14 protein-coding genes, 2 tRNA genes and 1 pseudogene are annotated in these 20,091 nt (G+C 58.5%); 12 read left to right on the top strand and 5 right to left on the bottom strand.

Annotated elements, in window-relative coordinates:
- Nucleotides 1-26 precede the first annotated feature (26 nt).
- From B142_RS0103775 to B142_RS0103750, 6 genes are all read left to right on the top strand, one after another.
- Nucleotides 27-115, top strand: a tRNA-Ser gene (locus B142_RS0103775).
- 141 nt (nucleotides 116-256) lie between these two features.
- Nucleotides 257-1,627, top strand: coding sequence for a heparan-alpha-glucosaminide N-acetyltransferase domain-containing protein (locus B142_RS0103770; RefSeq protein WP_018120215.1), 1,371 nt, complete (start codon nucleotides 257-259; stop codon nucleotides 1,625-1,627).
- 29 nt (nucleotides 1,628-1,656) lie between these two features.
- Nucleotides 1,657-2,391, top strand: a complete 735-nt coding sequence (locus B142_RS0103765) for a type 1 periplasmic-binding domain-containing protein (protein ID WP_018120214.1) — start codon at nucleotides 1,657-1,659, stop codon at nucleotides 2,389-2,391.
- A gap of 220 nt (nucleotides 2,392-2,611) precedes the next feature.
- Nucleotides 2,612-3,976 carry a magnesium transporter gene (mgtE, locus tag B142_RS0103760; protein ID WP_018120213.1) on the top strand — a complete coding sequence of 455 codons (1,365 nt, stop codon included), beginning with the start codon at nucleotides 2,612-2,614 and terminating at the stop codon, nucleotides 3,974-3,976.
- 67 nt (nucleotides 3,977-4,043) lie between these two features.
- Nucleotides 4,044-5,627 carry an SLC13 family permease gene (locus B142_RS0103755; RefSeq protein WP_018120212.1) on the top strand — a complete coding sequence of 528 codons (1,584 nt, stop codon included), beginning with the start codon at nucleotides 4,044-4,046 and terminating at the stop codon, nucleotides 5,625-5,627.
- 137 nt (nucleotides 5,628-5,764) lie between these two features.
- Nucleotides 5,765-5,840, top strand: a tRNA-Arg gene (locus B142_RS0103750).
- Nucleotides 5,841-5,908: 68 nt separating this feature from the next.
- Here B142_RS0103750 and B142_RS0103745 read toward each other — a convergent pair.
- The gene (locus B142_RS0103745) at nucleotides 5,909-6,550 is read right to left on the bottom strand and encodes a Fic family protein (RefSeq protein ID WP_018120211.1); all 642 of its coding nucleotides are present in this window, start codon (nucleotides 6,548-6,550) and stop codon (nucleotides 5,909-5,911) included.
- Between the two features lie 140 nt (nucleotides 6,551-6,690).
- Here B142_RS0103745 and cynS point away from each other — a divergent pair, with 140 nt between their 5' ends.
- On the top strand, nucleotides 6,691-7,149 hold the full coding sequence (cynS, locus tag B142_RS0103740; protein ID WP_018120210.1) for a cyanase: 459 nt from the start codon (nucleotides 6,691-6,693) through the stop codon (nucleotides 7,147-7,149).
- Here the strand turns inward: cynS and B142_RS0103735 are convergent.
- Nucleotides 7,119-9,146, bottom strand: a complete 2,028-nt coding sequence (locus tag B142_RS0103735) for a heavy metal translocating P-type ATPase (protein WP_018120209.1) — start codon at nucleotides 9,144-9,146, stop codon at nucleotides 7,119-7,121. The two genes, cynS and B142_RS0103735, sit on opposite strands and share 31 nt — an antisense overlap.
- A 43-nt stretch (nucleotides 9,147-9,189) precedes the next feature.
- Here B142_RS0103735 and B142_RS0103730 point away from each other — a divergent pair, with 43 nt between their 5' ends.
- From B142_RS0103730 to B142_RS0103720, 3 genes are read left to right on the top strand one after another with little or no spacing between them, the layout of a single operon-like run.
- Nucleotides 9,190-9,816, top strand: coding sequence for a class I SAM-dependent methyltransferase (locus B142_RS0103730; protein ID WP_018120208.1), 627 nt, complete (start codon nucleotides 9,190-9,192; stop codon nucleotides 9,814-9,816).
- Nucleotides 9,817-9,843: 27 nt separating this feature from the next.
- Nucleotides 9,844-10,533, top strand: a complete 690-nt coding sequence (locus tag B142_RS12860) for a lysoplasmalogenase family protein (protein WP_018120207.1) — start codon at nucleotides 9,844-9,846, stop codon at nucleotides 10,531-10,533.
- A 24-nt stretch (nucleotides 10,534-10,557) separates the two neighbouring features.
- A complete protein-coding gene (locus tag B142_RS0103720; RefSeq protein ID WP_018120206.1) occupies nucleotides 10,558-11,823 on the top strand; it encodes an arginine deiminase in 1,266 nt (421 codons plus the stop codon).
- Between the two features lie 40 nt (nucleotides 11,824-11,863).
- On the opposite strand, the gene B142_RS0103715 is transcribed toward B142_RS0103720, so the two are convergent.
- Together B142_RS0103715 and B142_RS0103710 are read right to left on the bottom strand one after the other, a co-directional pair.
- Nucleotides 11,864-12,631, bottom strand: a complete 768-nt coding sequence (locus B142_RS0103715; RefSeq protein WP_018120205.1) for a DUF542 domain-containing protein — start codon at nucleotides 12,629-12,631, stop codon at nucleotides 11,864-11,866.
- Between the two features lie 466 nt (nucleotides 12,632-13,097).
- The gene (locus tag B142_RS0103710) at nucleotides 13,098-13,670 is read right to left on the bottom strand and encodes a Panacea domain-containing protein (RefSeq protein ID WP_018120204.1); all 573 of its coding nucleotides are present in this window, start codon (nucleotides 13,668-13,670) and stop codon (nucleotides 13,098-13,100) included.
- 221 nt (nucleotides 13,671-13,891) lie between these two features.
- On the opposite strand from B142_RS0103710, the gene B142_RS0103705 reads away from it, so the two are divergent.
- A complete protein-coding gene (locus tag B142_RS0103705) occupies nucleotides 13,892-15,139 on the top strand; it encodes an ATP-binding protein (RefSeq protein ID WP_018120203.1) in 1,248 nt (415 codons plus the stop codon).
- Here B142_RS0103705 and B142_RS0103700 read toward each other — a convergent pair.
- Nucleotides 15,085-16,599: a dicarboxylate/amino acid:cation symporter gene (locus tag B142_RS0103700; RefSeq protein ID WP_018120202.1), complete on the bottom strand. Its 1,515-nt coding sequence runs from the start codon at nucleotides 16,597-16,599 to the stop codon at nucleotides 15,085-15,087. The genes B142_RS0103705 and B142_RS0103700 overlap by 55 nt on opposite strands.
- 267 nt (nucleotides 16,600-16,866) lie before the next feature.
- Between B142_RS0103700 and fdnG the strand changes: the two are divergent.
- Nucleotides 16,867-20,043: pseudogene (gene fdnG / locus B142_RS0103690) on the top strand (formate dehydrogenase-N subunit alpha); the annotation flags it as partial.
- Between the last annotated feature and the right edge of the window lie 48 nt (nucleotides 20,044-20,091).

The raw sequence follows: 20,091 nt of genomic DNA, 5'->3' as shown, positions 1-20,091 counted from the left end.
TGCTAACGGTTATGCTAGATTGCGTTGGAGATGTGCCAGAGCGGCCGAATGGGACTCACTGCTAATGAGTTGCCTGCTTAACGGCGGGCCGGAGGTTCGAATCCTCTCATCTCCGCAGGCTAGCCCCGGCAAGGATTTTTCTTGCCGGGGCTTTCGCACTGGCATGGGGTGCGAGATGCCCAGGCGCGGGGCACGGGCTACAGGGGTGCAAGGTTGCGGGGGTTGCAATGCTGGCAGCCTGGTCTATGCTTAGCGCATGAAAGCAGCTTTTCGCTTTGACGGCATTGATTTAGCCCGCGGTCTTGCCATCGTCGGCATGGTGTTTGCGCATCTGGGCCCCACCGGTTTTGATGGCGGGGTTATTGCGGACTACACGACCACCGCTTTTGCCGGTTACCCTTCGGCACTGTTCGCGGTGCTGGCGGGCGTTTCTTTAGGCCTTTTTCACGAGCGCGGGGCCGATGATCCCGTGCGCACGCGCCTGGCGACGCTGGTGCGTGGTGTGATTCTTTTGGTCGCGGGCACGTTGATGTCGATGGTGCAGTCCACCATCGCGATCGTGCTCAGCACCATTGCCGTGATTTACCTGCTGTTGTTCTGGTTGCCGCGTTGTAAAACCTGGGTGATCGCCGTCATCATCGCGGTGCTCGCGGCGGTCTCCTCAGTGGGCTTTGTGCTGGTTGATCTCGTCCCATTCGGTTTTGAGCTGTTCATGCCGCCGTACCCGGTGCTGGCGTGGCTGACCTACGGTGCCGTGGGCGTTCTGGTGCACCGCTTCCTGGTGGGCAACACGAAGGCCCAGGCCATTGCGGTGGTACCTGCGTTGCTGCTTGCGGCCGTGGGTTTCGTTATTCGCGTGAACAATGCCGCGGTTGTGCCGGATGAGCCGCTTGTCGACGCCACTGAGCCGCAGTTTGATAGCGCCTCGCTTGTGCAATTGCTGTTGACGCAGAGCTTTGAGCCGCACACGGGAATGTTCGGTGATCTGTTGGCGAGCATCACTTGCGCCATCGCGGTGATCTGCCTGTGCTGCCTGTTGTGCCAGGTGCGCTGGGCGAATATTCTTGCCTATCCGTTGCGTGCGGTGGGTGCGATGGCCTTGACGACGTACGTTGCACACGTGTTTATCGCGGGCTTTTTCATGCTCGGTGGCATTCCGTTGGATGCGGGCAAGACTTTCGGTATCAGCGGTACTGGCCCGGTGCAGTATTCGAGGATTGAGCCCGCTGAAGGCAGCGTGCATGAAAGTACGGAATCTGAAAGTGCAGCCGAAACTGACAAACCTGACAAGCCCGACGAAACTGACAAACCTGACCCGAGCTTTCAGCGCTACCTAAAAATCATTCAAGAAGCGGATACCTGGCAGGAATATGACGAGCTGACCGCGGAATTCTGGGATGATAAGTCCAAAGGCTGGATTCTTGGCGACGACGAGTTCGATCCGGGCGAGCTGGATGCGAAAAGCGCCGGTCATCGCAATGATTGGGCTACTGCTGCGTGGAATGCCCTGGGGCTGATCGTGTTCGCTGCGGTGTGGAAAGTGTTTTTCCGGCGCGGGCCGCTGGAATGGGTGGTGGCGAAGCTTATTAACAGGGCAGTGTTGCGTAAAGAACCCAGCATGCAATAGGGTAGCCATACCTTAAAGATGGAGGTTGTATGCTCACCCCGGAAACCTGTGCACAAAACCTGACCCGGCGCATTCTGGGCGGCGCTGGCACGTTATCGCTGGTCCCGCTCGATATCGACGCCACCGTGTCCATCGCGGTGGCCGCGCACGGCTTTGACCACCACGGCCAGATGATTATCGCCTGCCATGTCGACGACGTCGCGTGCCTGACCGACGGGCGCGTGCGCTTGGATGGCATAAAGAAGGCCTTGGAATTGAGCACCGATATCACCATCGCCAGCCTGCATGCCGTGGCAGAGGTCGAATGGCAGGCCGGTTGGTACGCAGCACAAGACCTGGTGGAAGAACCTACCCCGTTTTTGCGCTTCGGCATCGTGACATTGGACCACGCGCACCTGCACTGGCCGTGTGGGGCAAGCTTGGTGCGGATGGCGGAATTACACGAAGGCAACGCACAGCACACCACCGAGCGCATCGACGAATTTGCCGCGCGTGAGGTGCTGGATGGCGTCGGCAAGCGACGTTTGGCCACCTTGCATGAGGAAGTGATCGCCGGGGTGACCGATGGGCTGGTGCTCAGTGACCGCGCGCAACCGATGTGCCCGCACTGGAACGGGCAAGTCTGGGTCGCGGATGTCAACGAATGCGGGTTTATGCTGATCGCCGCAGGTGCGGACCGCATGAGCGTGACCATGGTGGGGTTTGCTAGCCCGGCAGAGTCCCTGGTGAATTTTGAAAGCGCGGTCAAAGCTCTGGCGCGGTAGCTCTCATTTGTTGGGTGGCGGGGAGTAGACGTGAGCAGTGGTGAGCGGTGATGAGCAGTGGCTTCCGGAGCGTGCCCACGTGTGCCCTCGAGCGTCCCGGCGGAATTTTTTATAACTGCCTAACGGGTATATTCTAGCCGGAGCTTACTGGGTTTCCTATCTGCCCAGGGGTTTGTCCGGCCGGTAGAGGCGTTCGATGATCCTGTAAGGGAGGTGCGTTATGCACGATGCAGCAGTAGAAGCAATTGACGAACTAGAAGGTCTGCTGAGGAGTCACGACGACGTACCTCCGAAAGAGGCGCTGCGATTACGTAAACTGCTGGACGAACCCCCCATTAAAGACATCGTCTCGCTGGTAGAACGCTCCAACGCCACCCGTGCCGCGGTGGTGCTGCGGCTGCTGTCGCGGGAACGCTCGATTGCGGTGTTCGACGCTTTGGACGCTGCCCACCAGGCCGACGTGATCGGTGCGCTGGGCAATAAAGACGTCTATTCCTTCTTCGATGAGTTGGACCCGGACGACAGGGTGTCGCTGATCGACGAGCTGCCGGCGGAAATTGCCGACCGGCTGCTGAAGAACCTGGATAAAACCGAGCGTGATGTCACCGGCGTCATCCTGGGCTACCCGAAAGGTTCGATTGGCCGCCGCATGTCGCCGGAGGTGCCGGAAATCCACGAGGATATGACGGTCAACGAGGCCATGACCCTGCTGCGCAAGGAAGCCGATGACCTGGAAACGCTGTATTCCATCCCGGTGACGCGCCGGGATCGCCGCCTGGTGGGCGTGACCTCGCTGCGTGAGCTGTTTTTGGCGCACGGCGACCGCAAAGTGAAATCCGTGATGGCGGATCCGATTTTTGCGTGCGCTAATGACGACGCCGAGGAAACCGCGCGTTGGTTCTTGCCGCTGGACTTGCTGGCGATGCCGATCGTGGACCACACAGAACGCCTGGTGGGCATCCTGACCTTCGACGATGCGCAAGACATCGTGGAGGAAGAAGACAGCGAGGACTCCGCCCGTGCCGGTGGTGCCGAGCCGCTGCAACAGCCGTACATGTCGACGCCGCTGGTCAAGATCATGCGCTCGCGTATCGTGTGGCTGCTGGTGCTGGCGGTTTCCGCGCTGTTGACGGTGCAGGTGCTGGATGCTTTTGAAGGCACCCTGGAAAAAGCCGTGGTGCTCTCGCTGTTTATTCCGCTGCTGACCGGTACCGGCGGTAACACGGGTAACCAGGCTGCGACGACGGTGACCCGTGCGTTGGCGCTGGGCGACGTGCGAAAACGCGATATCGCGCAGGTGATGTGGCGCGAGCTGCGCGTGGGCCTGATGCTGGGCATTACCTTGGGCACGCTGGGGTTGGTCTTGGCGACGCTGGTGTATGGCTCTGATATTGGATTCGTGATTGGTCTGACGCTGCTGAGCGTGTGTGCGATGTCGGCGACTGTCGGTGGTGCGATGCCGATCGTCGCCAAGACTGTCGGTGCAGATCCGGCCGTATTTTCCAACCCGTTCATTTCGACGTTCTGCGATGCGACGGGCTTGATTATCTATTTCTTGATTGCCAAAACCATTTTGGGGATTTAGGCGGTGCCCATGGGTTAGGATTTAGGCACCCTAGCCCATATGACATAGAGCAAGAAATGGACTCGTTATGAGCACCCCGCAAGTACACGAGAACACCTCGAAGGCCGAAGGCCAGGACTCCGAGGTCCGTGAACGTCGTGAAACCACCCGCCAGTACACCGGCCTGCTTGTCGGTATTGCCCTGGCGGTGTTGGTGTATCTGATCTTTCCGTCGAATGCAGTGGACACGCTGAGCCAGTCCGCCGGTGCGGACCCGGAAGCTGATTACAGCCTGCAATCGCTGCGGATTGTCGCTGCGATAACGGTGCTGATGGGCACCTGGTGGATGACAGAAGCCATTCCGCTGGCCGCCACGGCAATGGTTCCGCTGGTGGTCTTCCCGCTATTCCAGGTTGGCGAATTTTCTGACGTCGCCACGCCGTATGCCTCGGCGACGATCTTTCTGTTCCTGGGCGGCTTCTTGATCGCGCTTGGCTTGCAACGCTGGAACGTGCACCGCAGGATCGCGTTGTTGGTGGTGCTGCTGGTGGGCACTTCGCCGAAGCGGCTGATTTTGGGCTTCATGATCGCGACCGGCTTTTTGTCCATGTGGGTGTCGAATACCGCCACGGCCGTCGTCATGCTGCCGATCGGTATGTCGGTGCTGCAGCTGACCGCCGATGTTGTTGGTGGTATGCGCAAGCAGGCGAAATTCGCCACTGGTTTGATGCTGGCCATTGCATATTCGGCCTCGATTGGTTCGCTGGGTACTTTGATCGGTACCCCGCCGAATGCGCTGCTGGCTGGTTATATGAGCGAGGCGCACGGCTACACCATCGGTTTTGCGCAGTGGATGATGGTGGGTATGCCCATCGCGGTGGTTTTCGTGTTCATCGCCTGGGCGGTGCTGGTCACGGTGTTCAAGCCGGAGATGACGGAGATCCCCGGCGGGCGCGAGCTGATTAAAAAAGAACTGCACGAGATGGGTAAGTGGACCGGTCCGCAGATTGGCGTGAGCATCATCTTCGTGTTGGCCGCGGTGTCGTGGATTTTCGTGCCACTAATTTTGGACCAGTGGCTAGAGATTGAAACCGGCTACCAGGATGCCATCGTCGGTATCGCAGCAGGCCTGCTGATGTTCGCTATCCCGGCGGACAAAAAGGGCACCCGCTTGATGGACTGGAAAACCGCCAATGAGCTGCCGTGGGACGTGCTGTTGCTGTTCGGCGGTGGCCTGGCGCTGTCGTCAATGTTTACCAAGACGGGGCTGTCGCTGTGGATCGGTGAGATCGCTAAAGGGCTGGGATCGTTGCCGCTGTTCCTGTTGATTTTCGCGGTCGCTGGCCTGGTGCTGATCTTGACGGAATTTACCTCGAATACCGCAACTGCGGCGACGTTCTTGCCAATCATGGGCGGTGTCGCCGTCGGCATTGGCTTGACCGAGAACGCCGATCACAACGTCCTGGTGCTGGCGATTCCGGTCGCGCTGGCTGCTACTTGTGCGTTCATGCTGCCGGTGGCCACTCCGCCCAACGCCATTGCCTTTGGTTCCGGATATGTGCGCATCGGCGACATGATCAAGGGCGGCGTGTGGCTGAACGTCGTGGCCGTGATCTTGACGACGCTGGTGGTCTATTTCGTTGCCATCCCGGTCTTCGACATCGTTCTGTAGCTGTTCTGTAGTTGGCTGTAGCTGTTCTTGTTTATGTGCTCTGTACTGGCGATTTGGCAAAAATATCGATGGACAGTATAGTGAATTCTCGTTGCACAGGACAGTAGCCGCAAGGTTGCATGACAGTGTAGCGGGAAGCGCCCGTAGCTCAACGGATAGAGCATCTGACTACGGATCAGAAGGTTGGGGGTTCGAATCCCTCCGGGCGCACCATAACAAATCTCGAGTTGTCGTTCTAAGAATGGCTGCTCGAGATTTTTCGTTGCCCGGGGTGGTGCCAGTTACAGGGTGCTGACACCTTCGCGGACGAGATACTCGACGCACGCGGCAACCTCATCATAGATATAGGCTCGCGCTAATAGATCATTAAAAGTGCCGGACACGCTTAAGTCCTGATCACTGTACGGAACCGTCAGGATCTTTCGCTCCGGCAGTAGCAAGAGATTAGCCGCTAAGAGCGCGGTACGTTTATTTCCATCACCAAAAGGCTGTGCTTTGGCGAGCAGCACGAATAGGGTGGCGGCTGCTTTATCTGCGGGCTGGTTGCGAGCTTCGATAATGATGCGGCGTAAATCTGCCTCGGTCGCGGCTTTCGGGCGGTGGTCGCCGTAGCGGGTCGCAACCCCGATATTGTCACTATCGCTACGGAAAACACCGGGCTGTAGCGCTGCAGAACGGGTCATCGCTTGATTGATTGCAATGATTGTCTGTGGGGTTAATTGCTCGTGGCTATTGTGAGCACGGGTGATGATTTGCGCGGCGTCGCTGAGATCTTTGAGTAGCTCTAGATCTGCCTGGCTGGTGATACCACTGGTATCGCCGCCTGCGATAAATGAATGGGTGGCGGCTCTGCTGCACTGTAGATTTTCAAAGACTGTGCCCGCAGAGTGAATCACGTCGACGAGGTTTATTGCGTTAACCACAAAGCAAAATCCTACGGGCAAAATTCCGGTACCAGCAATTAAAATGGGCGGTGGGCCTGGTCCCTGAAAGCCCGCCGGTGCAGGCACAAGGCCCTGATTCATGAGCAATACTGAAGCAATACCGGCTGTGAGGAGCTCGCATGTTATCCAAGCAAGACGCAGGCATCATTATTGATGAAAAGCGCCAAGAGAAAGGTTTGAGCTGGTCAGAGCTCGCCGAGCGCGCCCAGCGCCCGAATGTGTGGCTGGTTTCTGCGGTGCTGGGCATGCACCCAGTGCCAGAAGACGTTGCGGAGTTTTTACAAAACGAACTTGATCTTGACGACGAGCTGGTGAAGGCTTTGCGCCGCCAACCAACTCGCGTTCCGGAGCGTGAAATCGCCACGGACCCGACGATTTATCGTTTTCACGAACTCATCGATGTCTATGGCCCTGCACTGAAGGCGCTGATCCACGACGAATTCGGCGACGGCATCATGAGCGCGATCAACTGCAGCCTGGATTTCAAGCGTGTGGAACACCCGGGTGGCGACCGCGTGCACATCACCATCGACGGCAAGTATCTGCCCTATGATTGGGTACAGTCCGATAAGCAGTAGATTTTAGTTTCTGCGGCGGGCTGAGTCTTTAGCAAGCCCGCACGCAGCCCGTTGAGAATCACGAATACCTCGGCAACTTCGTGAACCAGCACCACGGCTGCCAAACCCAGTACGCCGGTGAGGGCCAGCGGCAATAACGCGACAATGATGGCCAGGGACAGCGCAATATTCTGGTTAATGATCGCTCGGCCACGTCGCGCGTGGTGCAACGCCCTCGGCAGCAGCTCTAGATTATCGCTGCTTAGCGCCGCATCCGCTGATTCTACAGCGACATCCGAACCAGTCGCGCCCATCGCGATGCCCACGTCGGCAGCCGCTAGCGCCGGGGCATCGTTAATACCATCCCCAAGCATCGCCACCTGGTTCCGCTGCGCAATCTGGGCCACTGCAGCCGCCTTGTCCTGCGGTGATAAGCCTGCGCGTACATCAGTAATTCCCGCATCCGCAGCGACGGTACGTGCAGTGCGTGTATTATCCCCGGTCAGCATTGTTATGCCATAGCCTTCGTCGGCAAGCTGCTTGACGACGCCCGGTGCCTCGTCGCGTAACTCATCGCGCAGGGCCACCGCGCCGATCGTGACACCGGAACGCTGCACCACGATGACTGTCTTCCCAGCCGATTCCAGCTCTGCGACTTGCGGCTGCAGCGCGCCGGGATCTAACCACCGCGGATTGCCTACTGCAACGTGCTGCCCGCCGACGATACCGCTGATGCCAGAACCAGCGTGCTCGATGACTTCAGAGGTTTCAGCGTCATCGATTGTGCTTGCGGCCTGCGTGATTGCCGCTGCCAGCGGGTGGGTGGAATGCGCTTCCAGTGCGGCTGCCAGCTGGAGTACAGTGTGGTCGGCTTTGGCGCCAGCACTGTCGTCGGCAAGAATATCGGTAACCACGGTGCGGTTTTGCGTCAGCGTGCCGGTCTTGTCGACGGCGATGTGGTCCACGGTGCCGAGTTGTTCGAAGGCAGCGCCAGACTTGATGATCACGCCGACACGGCTGGCTGCACCAATCGCGGAAACAACCGTGACTGGTACAGAGATTGCCAATGCGCATGGTGAGGCCGCCACCAGCACCACCAGGGCACGCTCGATCCATACTGCGGGATCGGCAAAAACTGAGCCCAGTAGTGCGACTGCCACTGCTAGTACAAGAACCCCCGGAACCAGCGGGCGCGCGAGGCGGTCGGCGATGCGTGCACGCTGGCCCTTGCGTTCGTTCGCGTTTTCTACGAGCCGGACCACGGTGGTGAGCGAGTTATCTGTGCCTGCTGCGGTGGCCGCAACTTCTAGGGCGGAATCAACCACGATGGAACCGGCCAACACTTTAGCTCCGGGGCCGACTCGCACCGGCATGGATTCGCCGGTGATTGCCGAAACATCCAGGTTGGCTGAGCCAGAGCGCACGATTCCGTCGGTAGCCAAACGCTGGCCTGCGGCCACGCGCAGGATCTGACCGGGTTGCAGGGCGCTGACTTCGACATCGATGGTGTCTGTGCTGCGTCGATTCTGCGCCTCGTGGCCCTGACCGTCGGCAAGCACGGTGGCAGTCGGCGGGATCAGCGAGAGCAGTGAACGCAGACCGGAATGCGCCTTGTCCATCGCGCGGTCTTCCGAGGCTTCCACGATGGAATATAAAAACGCTAAGGCCGCGGCTTCTTCCACGTGCCCGAGGATGACGGCACCGGTGGCGCTGATGGTCATCAACAACCCGATGCCCAGCCGTCCGGTACGCAGTAACCCGCGCAGTGCCGAGGGAACAAATTGTGAGGCGCCAGCCAGCAACGATGCCCAGAACAAGGCGGGAGCGAGTACGTCGGCAAGCACGCCGGAGGCGATCCAGGAAACCGACAAGCCGGTGAGCAACAGGATGCCCGCACTCAAGGGGAGAAGAAGGCCGCGATCGCGCCACCACGGGGCATCGGCTTTATCTGTGTTGACTTTTTCTGTGGTCGCAGCGGTGTGGTTCGCGGAATGCTCGCAACCGCAGGCTTGGGTCATCGGTAAAATTCTCCTCAAAGTATTCGTGCGAAAGGACTCCGCAATGCACACCGACAGCACACACTCTGATAGTAACACTCCCGGCCACCACAATTCTGCGCACCATGCGCCGTCGGCTGCCGCGATGGAGGATCGTTATGCCAGAAAAGAGCGCGTGTGGTCTGGGGATCCGAATGTGGCGCTGCTGAACGCGGTTGCGAGCATGGGGCTGGATGTTGCGAGCCCGCGCACCGCGTTGGATATTGGCTGCGGTGAAGGCGCGGATGCTGTGTGGCTGGCGCAGCAGGGTTGGCGGGTCACGGCCATTGATCATGCCCCAACCGCCGTGCGCCGCACCCAGGAATTGGCGGCTGAAAACGGCGTGCAGATCGACGCACGGGCAGTGAGCTTCCAGGATTTTGAACGGGCCATGTTTGATTTGGTCATCTGCTTTTTCGGACAGCTTAACGACGACGATGTGCCGAAGCTGGAATCGCTGGTTGCGCCGGGCGGCTGGCTGATTTTCGTGCATCACGATATGGAATCGGAGAAGTATCTAATGCCGGCGCGCCTGAAAGAGCAGCTGACGGAGTTGGAACTTGTCGACGACTACGTGTTTGACAAGAACCTCGAACGTGGCGGCGGGTCGCACCACCACCGCGATCTGGTGTTGCGTGCCCGACGGCGCTAAAACGTGAAGCAGGATACACTGCAGAGCATGCGAGTATTTTCCCAACCTGAACGGCTTCTGTTTGCTGCTAGCTCGACGATTGCCACTGCTGCCGCGGCTACCGAGCGGCACCGGTTGTTGCGGGTGTTTAAACCGCTAATCGGGGTATCGCTGGCGGGTACCGTGGTGCGCGGCTGGAGGCGTCGGCAAGCAACGGATAATGTGCTTTTGTTGGGGGCTGCAGCCGGGTCTACCTGCGGTGACGTAATTCTGCAGAGTCCTCAGGCCTTGGGCGATGATGCGAAGGCTTCCGGGAATAGTCTGAATTCCGCGGCGTTGGCTTTCGGTGTGGCGCATGTGTGTTATCAGGTGCGTGCGTGGCGGCAGGGAGCTCGAATGCATCCTGGGCTGCTGGCTGTGCACGGCGCAGGGCTGGTGGGTTTGGCGAGCCAGGCTGCCCGGCATGATCCGCGTGTGCTGCCCGCAGCTGCCGGGTACGGGGGCTTGGTGGCGTTGACTTCTGTGTTGGGCGCGTCGGGGTTAGTGGGTGCGAAGGTCAAGAACGCCCGCTTCGCCGCTGGTTCCGTGCTGTTTTTAGTCAGTGATGCGCTGATTCTGCTGCGGCGGATGTACCTGCAACGCCGTTTCCCTCGTGCGGTCGCGGAGATTGGCGTGATGTCGACTTACACGCTTGCCCAGCGCTTGCTTGTCGACGGCCTCGATTTGAGCCACAAATAACGAGCTAAGTTAAAGGAGACTGCCATGCCGCTGCCACACAGCACCCCGACTCCCGAGATTGGTGCGTTCTCGGAGGTTGGTACGTTGCGCGAGGTCATGGTGTGCGCGCCAGGGCTGGCACATAGGCGGTTGACTCCGAAGAATTGCCAGGAGCTGCTTTTCGACGACGTCATGTGGGTGGATAAAGCTCGCGAACATCACCAGGAATTTTGCGATCTGATGCGGGATCGTGGAATCGCAGTGTTGGAAATGCACCAGCTATTGGCAGAAACGCTGGATACTGCTGCTGGGCGCGAGTTCATTGTGGATTTTAAATTAGCCGGGAAAATGGTTGGTGCGGGTATCGCGCTGGATCTACAGGACTGGTTCGGTGAGCTCAGCTCACAGCAATTGGCGGAATATCTGATTGGTGGTTTGCCGTTTTCGGAAATCCCAGCTGGGCTAGGGCACGGTGAAATTGATGCTCTACGCCTGGCGCACTGCCCGGAAGAATTTGTGCTTTCACCACTGCCGAATACGTTGTTCAGCCGGGACAATTCAGCGTGGATCTTTGGCGGGGTGTCGTTGAACCCGATGTATTCGCCGGCCCGGCATCAGGAAACGGCACTGACGCGGGCGATTTATCGTTTCCATCCGCGGTTTGCGCACGCAGATTTTCAATTTTGGTACGGCGATACCGATATGGATCCGGGGCTGGCATCGTTGGAAGGTGGCGACATCATGCCGGTTGGTGCTGGTGTGGTGCTGATCGGGATGGGTGAGCGGACTTCGTGGCAGGCAGTTAGTGAATTGGCGGCGAATCTGTTTGCCGCGCAGGAAGCCGAGAAAGTGATTGTGGCGGCGATGCCGTCGGAGCGCGCCTCGATGCACCTGGATACGGTTTTTACTTTTTTGGATGTAGATAAGGTAACGGCGTATCCGCCGGTCGTCGACAAGATTCGCCCGATCGTGCTACGCCCCGGTGATGCGCCGACGGGGCTGGATGTGGAAGTCGTCGACAAGAATTTTATCGATGTCGTACGTGATGCGCTGGGGCTTTCCGAGCTGCTGGTAGTAGAAACCGGCGGGGATTTTTATGGGGCGGCCCGCGAGCAGTGGGATGATGCCAATAATGTGGTCGCGCTAGAGCCTGGAGTGGTGGTTGGCTATGACCGAAATACCTATACCAACAAGTTGATTCGGGCCGCCGGTGTGGAACTGCTCGAGATTGGCTTGGCAGAACTGGGACGGGGCCGCGGTGGTGGGCACTGCATGACGTGCCCGATCACGCGCGACCCGGTGGGGTATTAGGTTCTGTGAAAGCTATTCCCGCGCAAGCCGCGACCGCTGCCTAACCCAGTGCTTTGCTGTATTCCAGGGCCTGCGGGAATAGCTGGTTATTCTCCTTGTGCACGTGTAGGTGCAGGTCGCTGCGGAATTTCGCCAGGCGTTCATTCATCATCTGATACGACGGGCAGGCGTCGTCGGGCGAGGTAAAACCGTCGGTGAGCTCCGCGATGGTGCGCATGAGCATACCGGCGGCGTCGTGCTCGGCCATGAGGGCGCGTAGCTCGTGGTCGAGGTTGGTTGCTGCGGTACCGGTGCGCTCCATGGCGGAAATCGCGGGGAAGACGAAGCGTTCTTCGCGGCTGAGGTGTTCAGACATTTCCTCGACGACGGCGTCGAAGAACTCTTTTACTTTCGCCAATTCCGGGTGTGCGTCGCCGTGCACGCGGGCGACTTTGTGCACGAGTTCCTGCAATTCTGGCATTTCGAGCCAGCAGTAGGAGTGGTGGATGTCGACGATCTCGTGCGCTTGCGCAGACAAAACCCGGGCGTTAGCGTGCTGGGTAGCCTGGTCGCTGTGCTTGTCGACGCTTGCCGCTGCGGCTGGGTTGGCGTCGTCAAGAGCGCCCTGGTTTGTTGGTAGCTCGGCGTCGTGCAGTGTGCTGATGAGGTGTTCGACGGGGATTTCCGCGTCTGCGGCTGCCTGGTGTAACGTGCGGTGGCCGTTGCAGCAGAAATCGATGTGGAATTTTTCGAAAATCTGCGAGTAGCCATAGTCGGTGTTGACGATCTCGCGCAGGGTGGTCTCGGGGCGAAATTCCAGCGTGTTCATGGTTTCAATTTTACTCTGGTGGGCCGGTGCCGTCGCTGTGATTTTATGCGGCTAGCGGTTGTGGCTAAGGGGTTGCTGTCGGGGTTGACCACTGCCGTAGTTTCCGGCCAGCGTTGATTCCGAACATCGATAGATACAACAATCCAAGATGCAAGGCCGTGCGTTTGTTGCCGTCACCAAAGTGGTGTCCTTGTGCGATATTCACGATTAGTGCGGCGCGCGGTCGAATGGTGAGTCGTATGCAGCTTGGCCGAAGAATACCTGCAAGGGGGGGCATAAATTGCGGACCGAAGGCCTTCGAGGCGGACCGAAAACCTGAGTATTCTTGGAGGCCATCACGACTGTGAGATGCTCGCATTCCGCAACGTTTGTTGAGCGCGCAAGCTACCTCTACCAGTTTTTCAGCGAGCATTTCCTCGGCTGATTGGTCACGGCAATCGGTCATTTCGATTTTCTGCTGCACAGACTAGCGGGTATCGAGTAAATCAAACACTGGGTCCCATTCTTTTTCTAGCGCAATAGCCTGAGAGATCATGTCGTCAGTAGTTGTATCCGGGGATATCTGGTTTATTGCTGGAGCAGAGGGGCGTGGGGTCTCAGCATGTAACAGCTCGCTGAATTCGTCGCGAATATTCGCCAGACTAAGCACGTTTGTTCCTGGGGTATCTGGTGCTAGCCCGGAACGAGTCGCCTGCCAAACTGCGCCATGGCTCAACTCTGATAAGTCAGTGAATTTCTGGTTGCCGTAAAACTCCACGATGCGCGCGACGACAGCAGCTTCGTATGCAGAAAGGCGCGCCGAGCCCCCGCCCGGAACCTCAGCTACCGTATAGCCCTTGGCCACTGCCTCGGTGTGGTGACGCAGCTTCTGAGAGACAGGGCGATGGCGCCAGCCTTCGAATTCGTCCGAAAACAGGGGCTTGCCAGTCCATGCCAAATGCCAGCCTTGGGAGAAATAGCACAGCTTGTACAGCTTCATCTTGTCGACGCCAGGAAGCAGTTCGGTGATGTACTGACCTACATCGAGGATTGTCGCCATCGCTGCCTCCTTGTCTACCGTTCATGCGGCTTCTGTGCCTTCCGTGCCTTCTGAACCTTCTGAACCTTTTGTGGTTGTTGGGCCTTGTGCCCTCGCGTGTCGTTTCGGCGTGGGCGTTGCGGAACAACGCGGAAAATAAGTAGCGTAGGACGGGTAAAATAAGTAGCGTAAGTCGCGGAAAATTCGACCGATAGAATGCGGAAAATAAGTAGGATTAAGTAGTGGATTATTTATTTCGAGCGATTGACCAGCAATTAGATACCTTATTGCCATTTGCGTCGGCGGTGGCGATTGATGGCCCGAAGGGTGTGGGGAAAACGGAGACTGCACGTCGTCGTGCAGAAACAGAAATTCGATTAGATACGACGACTGGCCGCGAGCGTCTCAGAGCAGATCCAGGGTTCCACTCATTCGATGAAGGCACGATTTTGCTCGATGAATGGCAAAAGCATCCCGAAAGCTGGGATTATGTTCGCCGCGCAGTCGATGATGGGGCTGGGTCCGGAAGGTTTTTATTGACGGGGTCGGCGACGCCCCAAGTAGGAGTTGATACGCACAGCGGGGCAGGGCGGATTCTGAGCGTACGCATGCGCCCGCTTGCACTCTTCGAACGGGAGGGAATAAACCCTTCTGTGAAATTATCCGAACTCTTCGAATCTCGCGCGAAAATATCGGGAAAAAGTACGCTTTCGCTGAACGATTACATCGAACACATCGCCTGCAGCGGGTTTCCCGGAATTTATCGTGCGCCAGAAATCGTGCGTAATGAATACTTGGATTCTTATATTGAGCGAATTGTTGACCGTGATCTTCCCGATCAAGGTTATACAGCGCGAAACCGCGATGGTTTGTTGCGGTGGTTGACGGCGTATGCCGCTGCGAGTTCTACTACCACTGGGTATTCAGAAATTCTCGATGCAGCTACGCCGGGTGAAGGGAAGAAACCGGCTAAGTCCACGACCATGACTTACCGGGAAAAGCTCTCGGAGATCTGGATGCTTGATCCAGTCAAAGCCTGGTCGCCGCAGCGTGGGGCTTTTGCAGGATTGGCACGAGCGCCAAAACATCAGCTTGCAGACCCAGCCTTGGCGATGCGGTTGTTGCGGATACCGCGAGCAAAGCTGGATACTTCGCGGTTTGCGCATTTCTTGGGGCCTTTGTTTGAATCCTTGGCCACGTTATCCGTTCGGGTTGCTGCCGAATCGCTATTTGGAAGCATTGCGCACTGTCGTACGGCAAAAGGTGATCACGAAGTAGACCTGATCGTGCAAAACCAGGATGGTGATGTCATCGCCATTGAGGTGAAACTAGCTGCGCATATCAATGACGATGATGTGGAGCACCTGCACTGGCTCAAGGAGAAACTAGGTGAAGACCTGGTGGATATGGTCGTAGTAAACACCGGTGAGCATGCTTATCGACGTGACGATGGGGTCGCTGTCATCCCATTAGATCTGTTTGGTGCATAAAAATCCTCGCTAGCCTCAGCGCGGGCCCCAGCCGGTGCGGCGGCATCATAGTTCCGAGCGGCGTCATTATCCAGCGAGTCATCATCCTGCGCGTCGTCATTCAGCAGGTCGTTGACACCGCTTTCGGCGGCGTCCCACACGTCCATGTCTTGGATGCCGGCGCGCTTGGCGACGACCGTCGCAGCCAGGATCTGACCGGTGACGTTCAGTGCGGTACGGCCCATGTCGACGATCGGTTCGACGGCCAGCAGCAAGCCCACACCAGCCAGCGGCAGCCCTAGCGTCGACAAGGTCAGCGTCAGCATGACGGTGGCGCCGGTGGTTCCTGCGGTGGCGGCAGAACCAATGACGGAAACGAAGATGATCAGCAGGTACTGGGTGAAGTCCAGGTCAATGCCGTAGAACTGGGCGACGAAGATCGCGGCGACGGCTGGGTAGACCGAGGCGCAGCCGTCCATCTTGGTGGTCGCACCCAGCGGAATGGCGAAGGAGGCATACTCGCGGGGAACACCGATGGCGCGTTCGCTGAAACGCTGCGTTGCTGGCATGACGCCCATCGAGGAGCGGGTGACAAAGCCCAGGGAAATAACTGGCCAGATGCGCTTGTAAAAACCAAAGACCGGGATATTGTGTGCTTTCATGACGGCCGGGTAGACCACCAGGAAAACCAGGGCCAGGCCGATGTAGACTGCGAGCACGAATTTGCCGAGCGAGCCCATTGCGTCCCAGCCGTAGGTGGCGACAGCTTTACCGATCAGCGCTGCGGTGCCGATGGGTGCCAGGCGGATGATCCACCACAGCACGACCTGGATGACCTTCAAGAAGGATTCGGTAAACCGCAGGAACGGATCCGCGGCCTTGCCTGCTTTCACCGCGGCGATGCCAATGGCCAGGGAAATAACCAGCAGCTGCAGGGCGCCGAAGCTCAACGAAACTTCGCCGTCGCTGACCGACGCAGTCAGCCCGAAGAAGTTCTGCGGCAGCAGTTGCTCGAAAAATGCAGTCCACGAACCCATACTGGATGGGTCTTGGGCTTGCGAGGCATCCACGCTGGTGCCCACACCCGGTTTCAGTGCCAGGGCAACGACGATGCCGACGATAACGGAGAAAAATGCGGTGATCGCGAACCACAGCAGCGTGGAAAACGCCAGGGATGCGGCGTTGGTGACCTTGCGCAGGTTAGCTACGGAGGTGACCACTGCGGCGAAGATCAGCGGTGGCACCATGACTTTCAGTAGCTGCACGTAGGCGCTGCCGACGTTGCTAAGAATGCTGGTCAGCCAGCCCGGGTTCTCCGGGTCGGTGTCCATGGAGGAGGCAACTAATCCTAGGATCACGCCGATGATCAAACCGGCGATTACTTGTGCGCCGAAGCCGGTGGCCCAGCTGGGGAGCTTGTGCTTGGTTTCTGCGTGCTCGGGCGCGCTTGCCGACGCCTGCGCGGAGTTTTTGTGTGCCATAAGTGTTCCTTATCGCGTGAGTTTATGGGGTTAAAATTCGTTCATTGTGAACAGATCGGTCTATTCTTGGTGGACCATTCTGTTCAACAGTGTTTCCTTGACTGTACTCCCCCTAGTTTTTGGGGTGCAACACGACGTGAAAATATATTCTTATATAAAACCGTATGTTTGTGCTGTGCATCGCACTGCATGGTGTGCTGCGTCATCCTGGAGATACCTAGCCTTGCCTTGCTGGATTTTTATTCGGCTCCGGAATACATTAAAAACATGTCTCGTTTTAGCCCCCTCAACTGGCCCGTTGTGCGCCAGATTCGCGGCAGAGATCCTTTCGGTAGGGACGTCAACACGCAGTCGCAAAAAAGCAAAGACAAGCGTGGCCGCATCGAGGAGGCAGACCGGGTGGTGCAGTCCGTCTGCCCGTATTGCGCGGTGGGGTGCTCGCAGCGCATATACGTCAAAGACGATCGTGTCATCCAGGTGGAAGGCGACCCAGACTCGCCGATTTCCCGCGGCCGGTTGTGCCCGAAAGGCTCGGCTTCTGAACAGCTGATTAACTCTGCGTCGCGGTTAACCACCATCAAATACCGCGCACCTTATTCCACCGAATGGCAGGAATTGGACGAGGACACCGCGATGGACATGATCGCGGACCGCTACCTCGAGGCCCGCCGTAACGGTTGGCAGGATACCGACGACGAAGGTCGCAGGCTCAACCGCACCATGGGTGTTGCCGGGCTGGGCGGGGCGACGCTGGATAACGAGGAAAACTACCTCATCAAAAAGCTGTTTACCGCCACGGGCGCGATTCAGGTAGAAAACCAGGCGCGCATATGACACTCCGCCACAGTTCCTAGTTTAGGAACTTCCTTTGGCCGCGGCGGTGCCACGCAACCGCTGCAGGATATGGCGAACGCCGATTGCATTGTCATCGAGGGTTCGAACATGGCGGAATGCCACCCGGTGGGTTTCCAGTGGGTGGTAGAAGCGAAAAAGCGGGGCGCCCGCATCATCCACGTCGATCCGCGCTACACGCGTACCTCGGCGTTCGCGAACCGCCACATCGGCATTCGCGGTGGCACTGACGTGGTGCTGCTCGGCGCGCTGATCAAGCACATGCTGGATAACGACTTGTACTTCCACGATTACGTCGTGGCGTATACCAATGCGCCGATGCTGGTCTCGGAGGACTACCAAGACACCGAGGATCTCGACGGGCTGTTTTCGGGCTTTGACCCAGAAACCGGCAAATACGTCACCGATACCTGGCAGTACGAGAGCAAAGACGACGGCTCGTCCTGGAACGTCGAACGCGACGACACCCTGCAGCATCCGCGCAGCGTGTTCCAGATTCTCAAGCGCCACTTCGCGCGCTACACCCCGGAGCTGGTGGAAGAAACCTGCGGCATCTCGCAGGAAGATTTCTACTACTTGGCCAACTCGATCGCGGATAACTCCAAGCCGGATCGCACCACGTGTTTTGCCTACGCGTTGGGCTTTACCCAGCACACGCTGGGCGCACAGTTTATCCGCACGGCCGCGATTTTGCAGTTGCTGATGGGCAACGTGGGCCGCCCGGGCTCCGGCATCATGGCGTTGCGCGGGCACGCCTCGATCCAGGGTTCGACGGACATCCCGACGCTGTTCCATTCCCTGCCGGGCTACTTGCCGATGCCCAGCGTCGACAAGCAAAGCTGGCAGGAATACTGTGACGAGATTCGGGAGGAGTCGCAGAAGGGCTTCTGGCAGCTCGGCGAAAGCTACGCCGTTTCGCTGATGAAGTCCTACTGGGGCGATGCGGCAACGGCCGAGAATAACTGGGGCTATGACTTGATGCCGCGGATTTCCGGTGCGCACTCTACGTATCAGACGCTGGAGGCAATGCTGGAAGGCGCAGTGGAAGGCTACTTGGTCTTTGGGCAGAACCCGGCGGTGGCGCAATCCAACGGTGGTATGCAACGCCGTGGTTTGGCCGCGCTGAAGTGGCTGGTCGTGCGCGATTTCCAAGAGATTGAGACGGCATCGTTCTGGAAGGATGCGCCAGAGATCAAAACTGGCGAGCTGAAAACCGAGGAGATCGGCACCGAGGTCTTCTTGTTCCCGGCCGCCACGCACGCGGAAAAGGCCGGTACGTTCACGCAAACCCAGCGCATGTTGCAGTGGCGTTTCAAAGCCGCGCCTTCGCCGGGCGATGCCAAGAGCGATTTGTGGTTCTTCTACCAACTGGGCAAGAAGATCAAGCAGCGCTTGGCGAATTCGACGGACCCGCGGGATCTGCCGGTGCAGAAACTCACCTGGGATTACGTGGAAACCGAGGAGGGTGAGCCAAACCCAGAGGACGTGCTCAAAGAGATCAACGGCTACTACCTGGATGGGCCGCACAAGGGCGAGTTGTTGCCGAGCTACACGGAGATGAAAGCCGACGGCACCACCTCTGGCGGCTGCTGGATTTATACCGGCGTGTACAAAGACGGCATCAACCATTCGCAGAAGAAGGTCCCGGGACGCGAGCAAAACGAGGTCGCGCTGGATTGGGGCTGGGTCTGGCCGTCGAACCGCCGCATCTTGTACAACCGTGCCTCGGCGCGACCGGACGGAACCCCCTGGTCAGAGCGCAAGAAGTACGTGTGGTGGGACAAGGACGCTGGCAAGTGGGTTGGCGACGACGTGCCAGATTTCCCGGTGGACAAAGCCCCGGACTACAAGGCGCCTGCCGACGCCGTGGGCCCGGATGCGCTGGATGGCACCGATGCCTTCATCATGCAGTCCGACGGGCGCGGCTGGTTGTTCGCGCCTAGTGGTCTGTCGGATGGGCCCTTGCCGACGCACTACGAACCGCACGAATCGCCGGTGGGGAATATCCTGTATACCCAGCAGCAATCGCCGACACGTATGCCAATCAAGCGTGCAGACAACCTCTCGCGTCCGGAGCCGGGCAAGCCAGGCTCCGAGGTATTCCCGTTCGTCTTCTCTACTTACCGGTTGACGGAGATGTATACCTCGGGTGCCATGACGCGTCGCTTGCCGTACCTCGCGGAGCTACAACCGGGCTTGTTCTGTGAAGTGGATAAGGACCTGGCTGCCAAGCGCGGGCTAGAAAATGGTGAGTGGGCGACGATCATCTCACCACGTGGCGTGATCGAAGCACAGGTGCTGGTCACCGATCGCATGCAGATGCTGCAGATCAACGGCGAGGAATTTCACCAGATTGGTTTGCCGTTCCACTACGGCGAATCCGACACCACGGAAGTTGCTGGCGACGGCGCCAATGACCTGCTAGGCCTGACGCTGGAACCGAACGTGTTCATTCAGAACTCAAAAATCGGTGCTTGCGATATCCAACCGGGCCGACGCCCCCGCGGGCAGGCGCGCCGGGATTTGCTGCTGGAATACCAGCAGCGTGCGCAGCTGACCGTGGACAGCGGCAACGAGTTGCTCACTGGCGAAGACGGCAGTGTTTCTGATGCAGCTTCGCGGCAGCAACGTCTGGATGCC

Source organism: Corynebacterium propinquum DSM 44285 (assembly GCF_000375525.1).
GTDB classification, from domain to species: Bacteria; Actinomycetota; Actinomycetes; order Mycobacteriales; family Mycobacteriaceae; genus Corynebacterium; species Corynebacterium propinquum.
The sequence above is the reverse complement of the archived record's forward strand: the minus strand, read 5'-3'. Positions and strand labels throughout refer to the sequence as shown.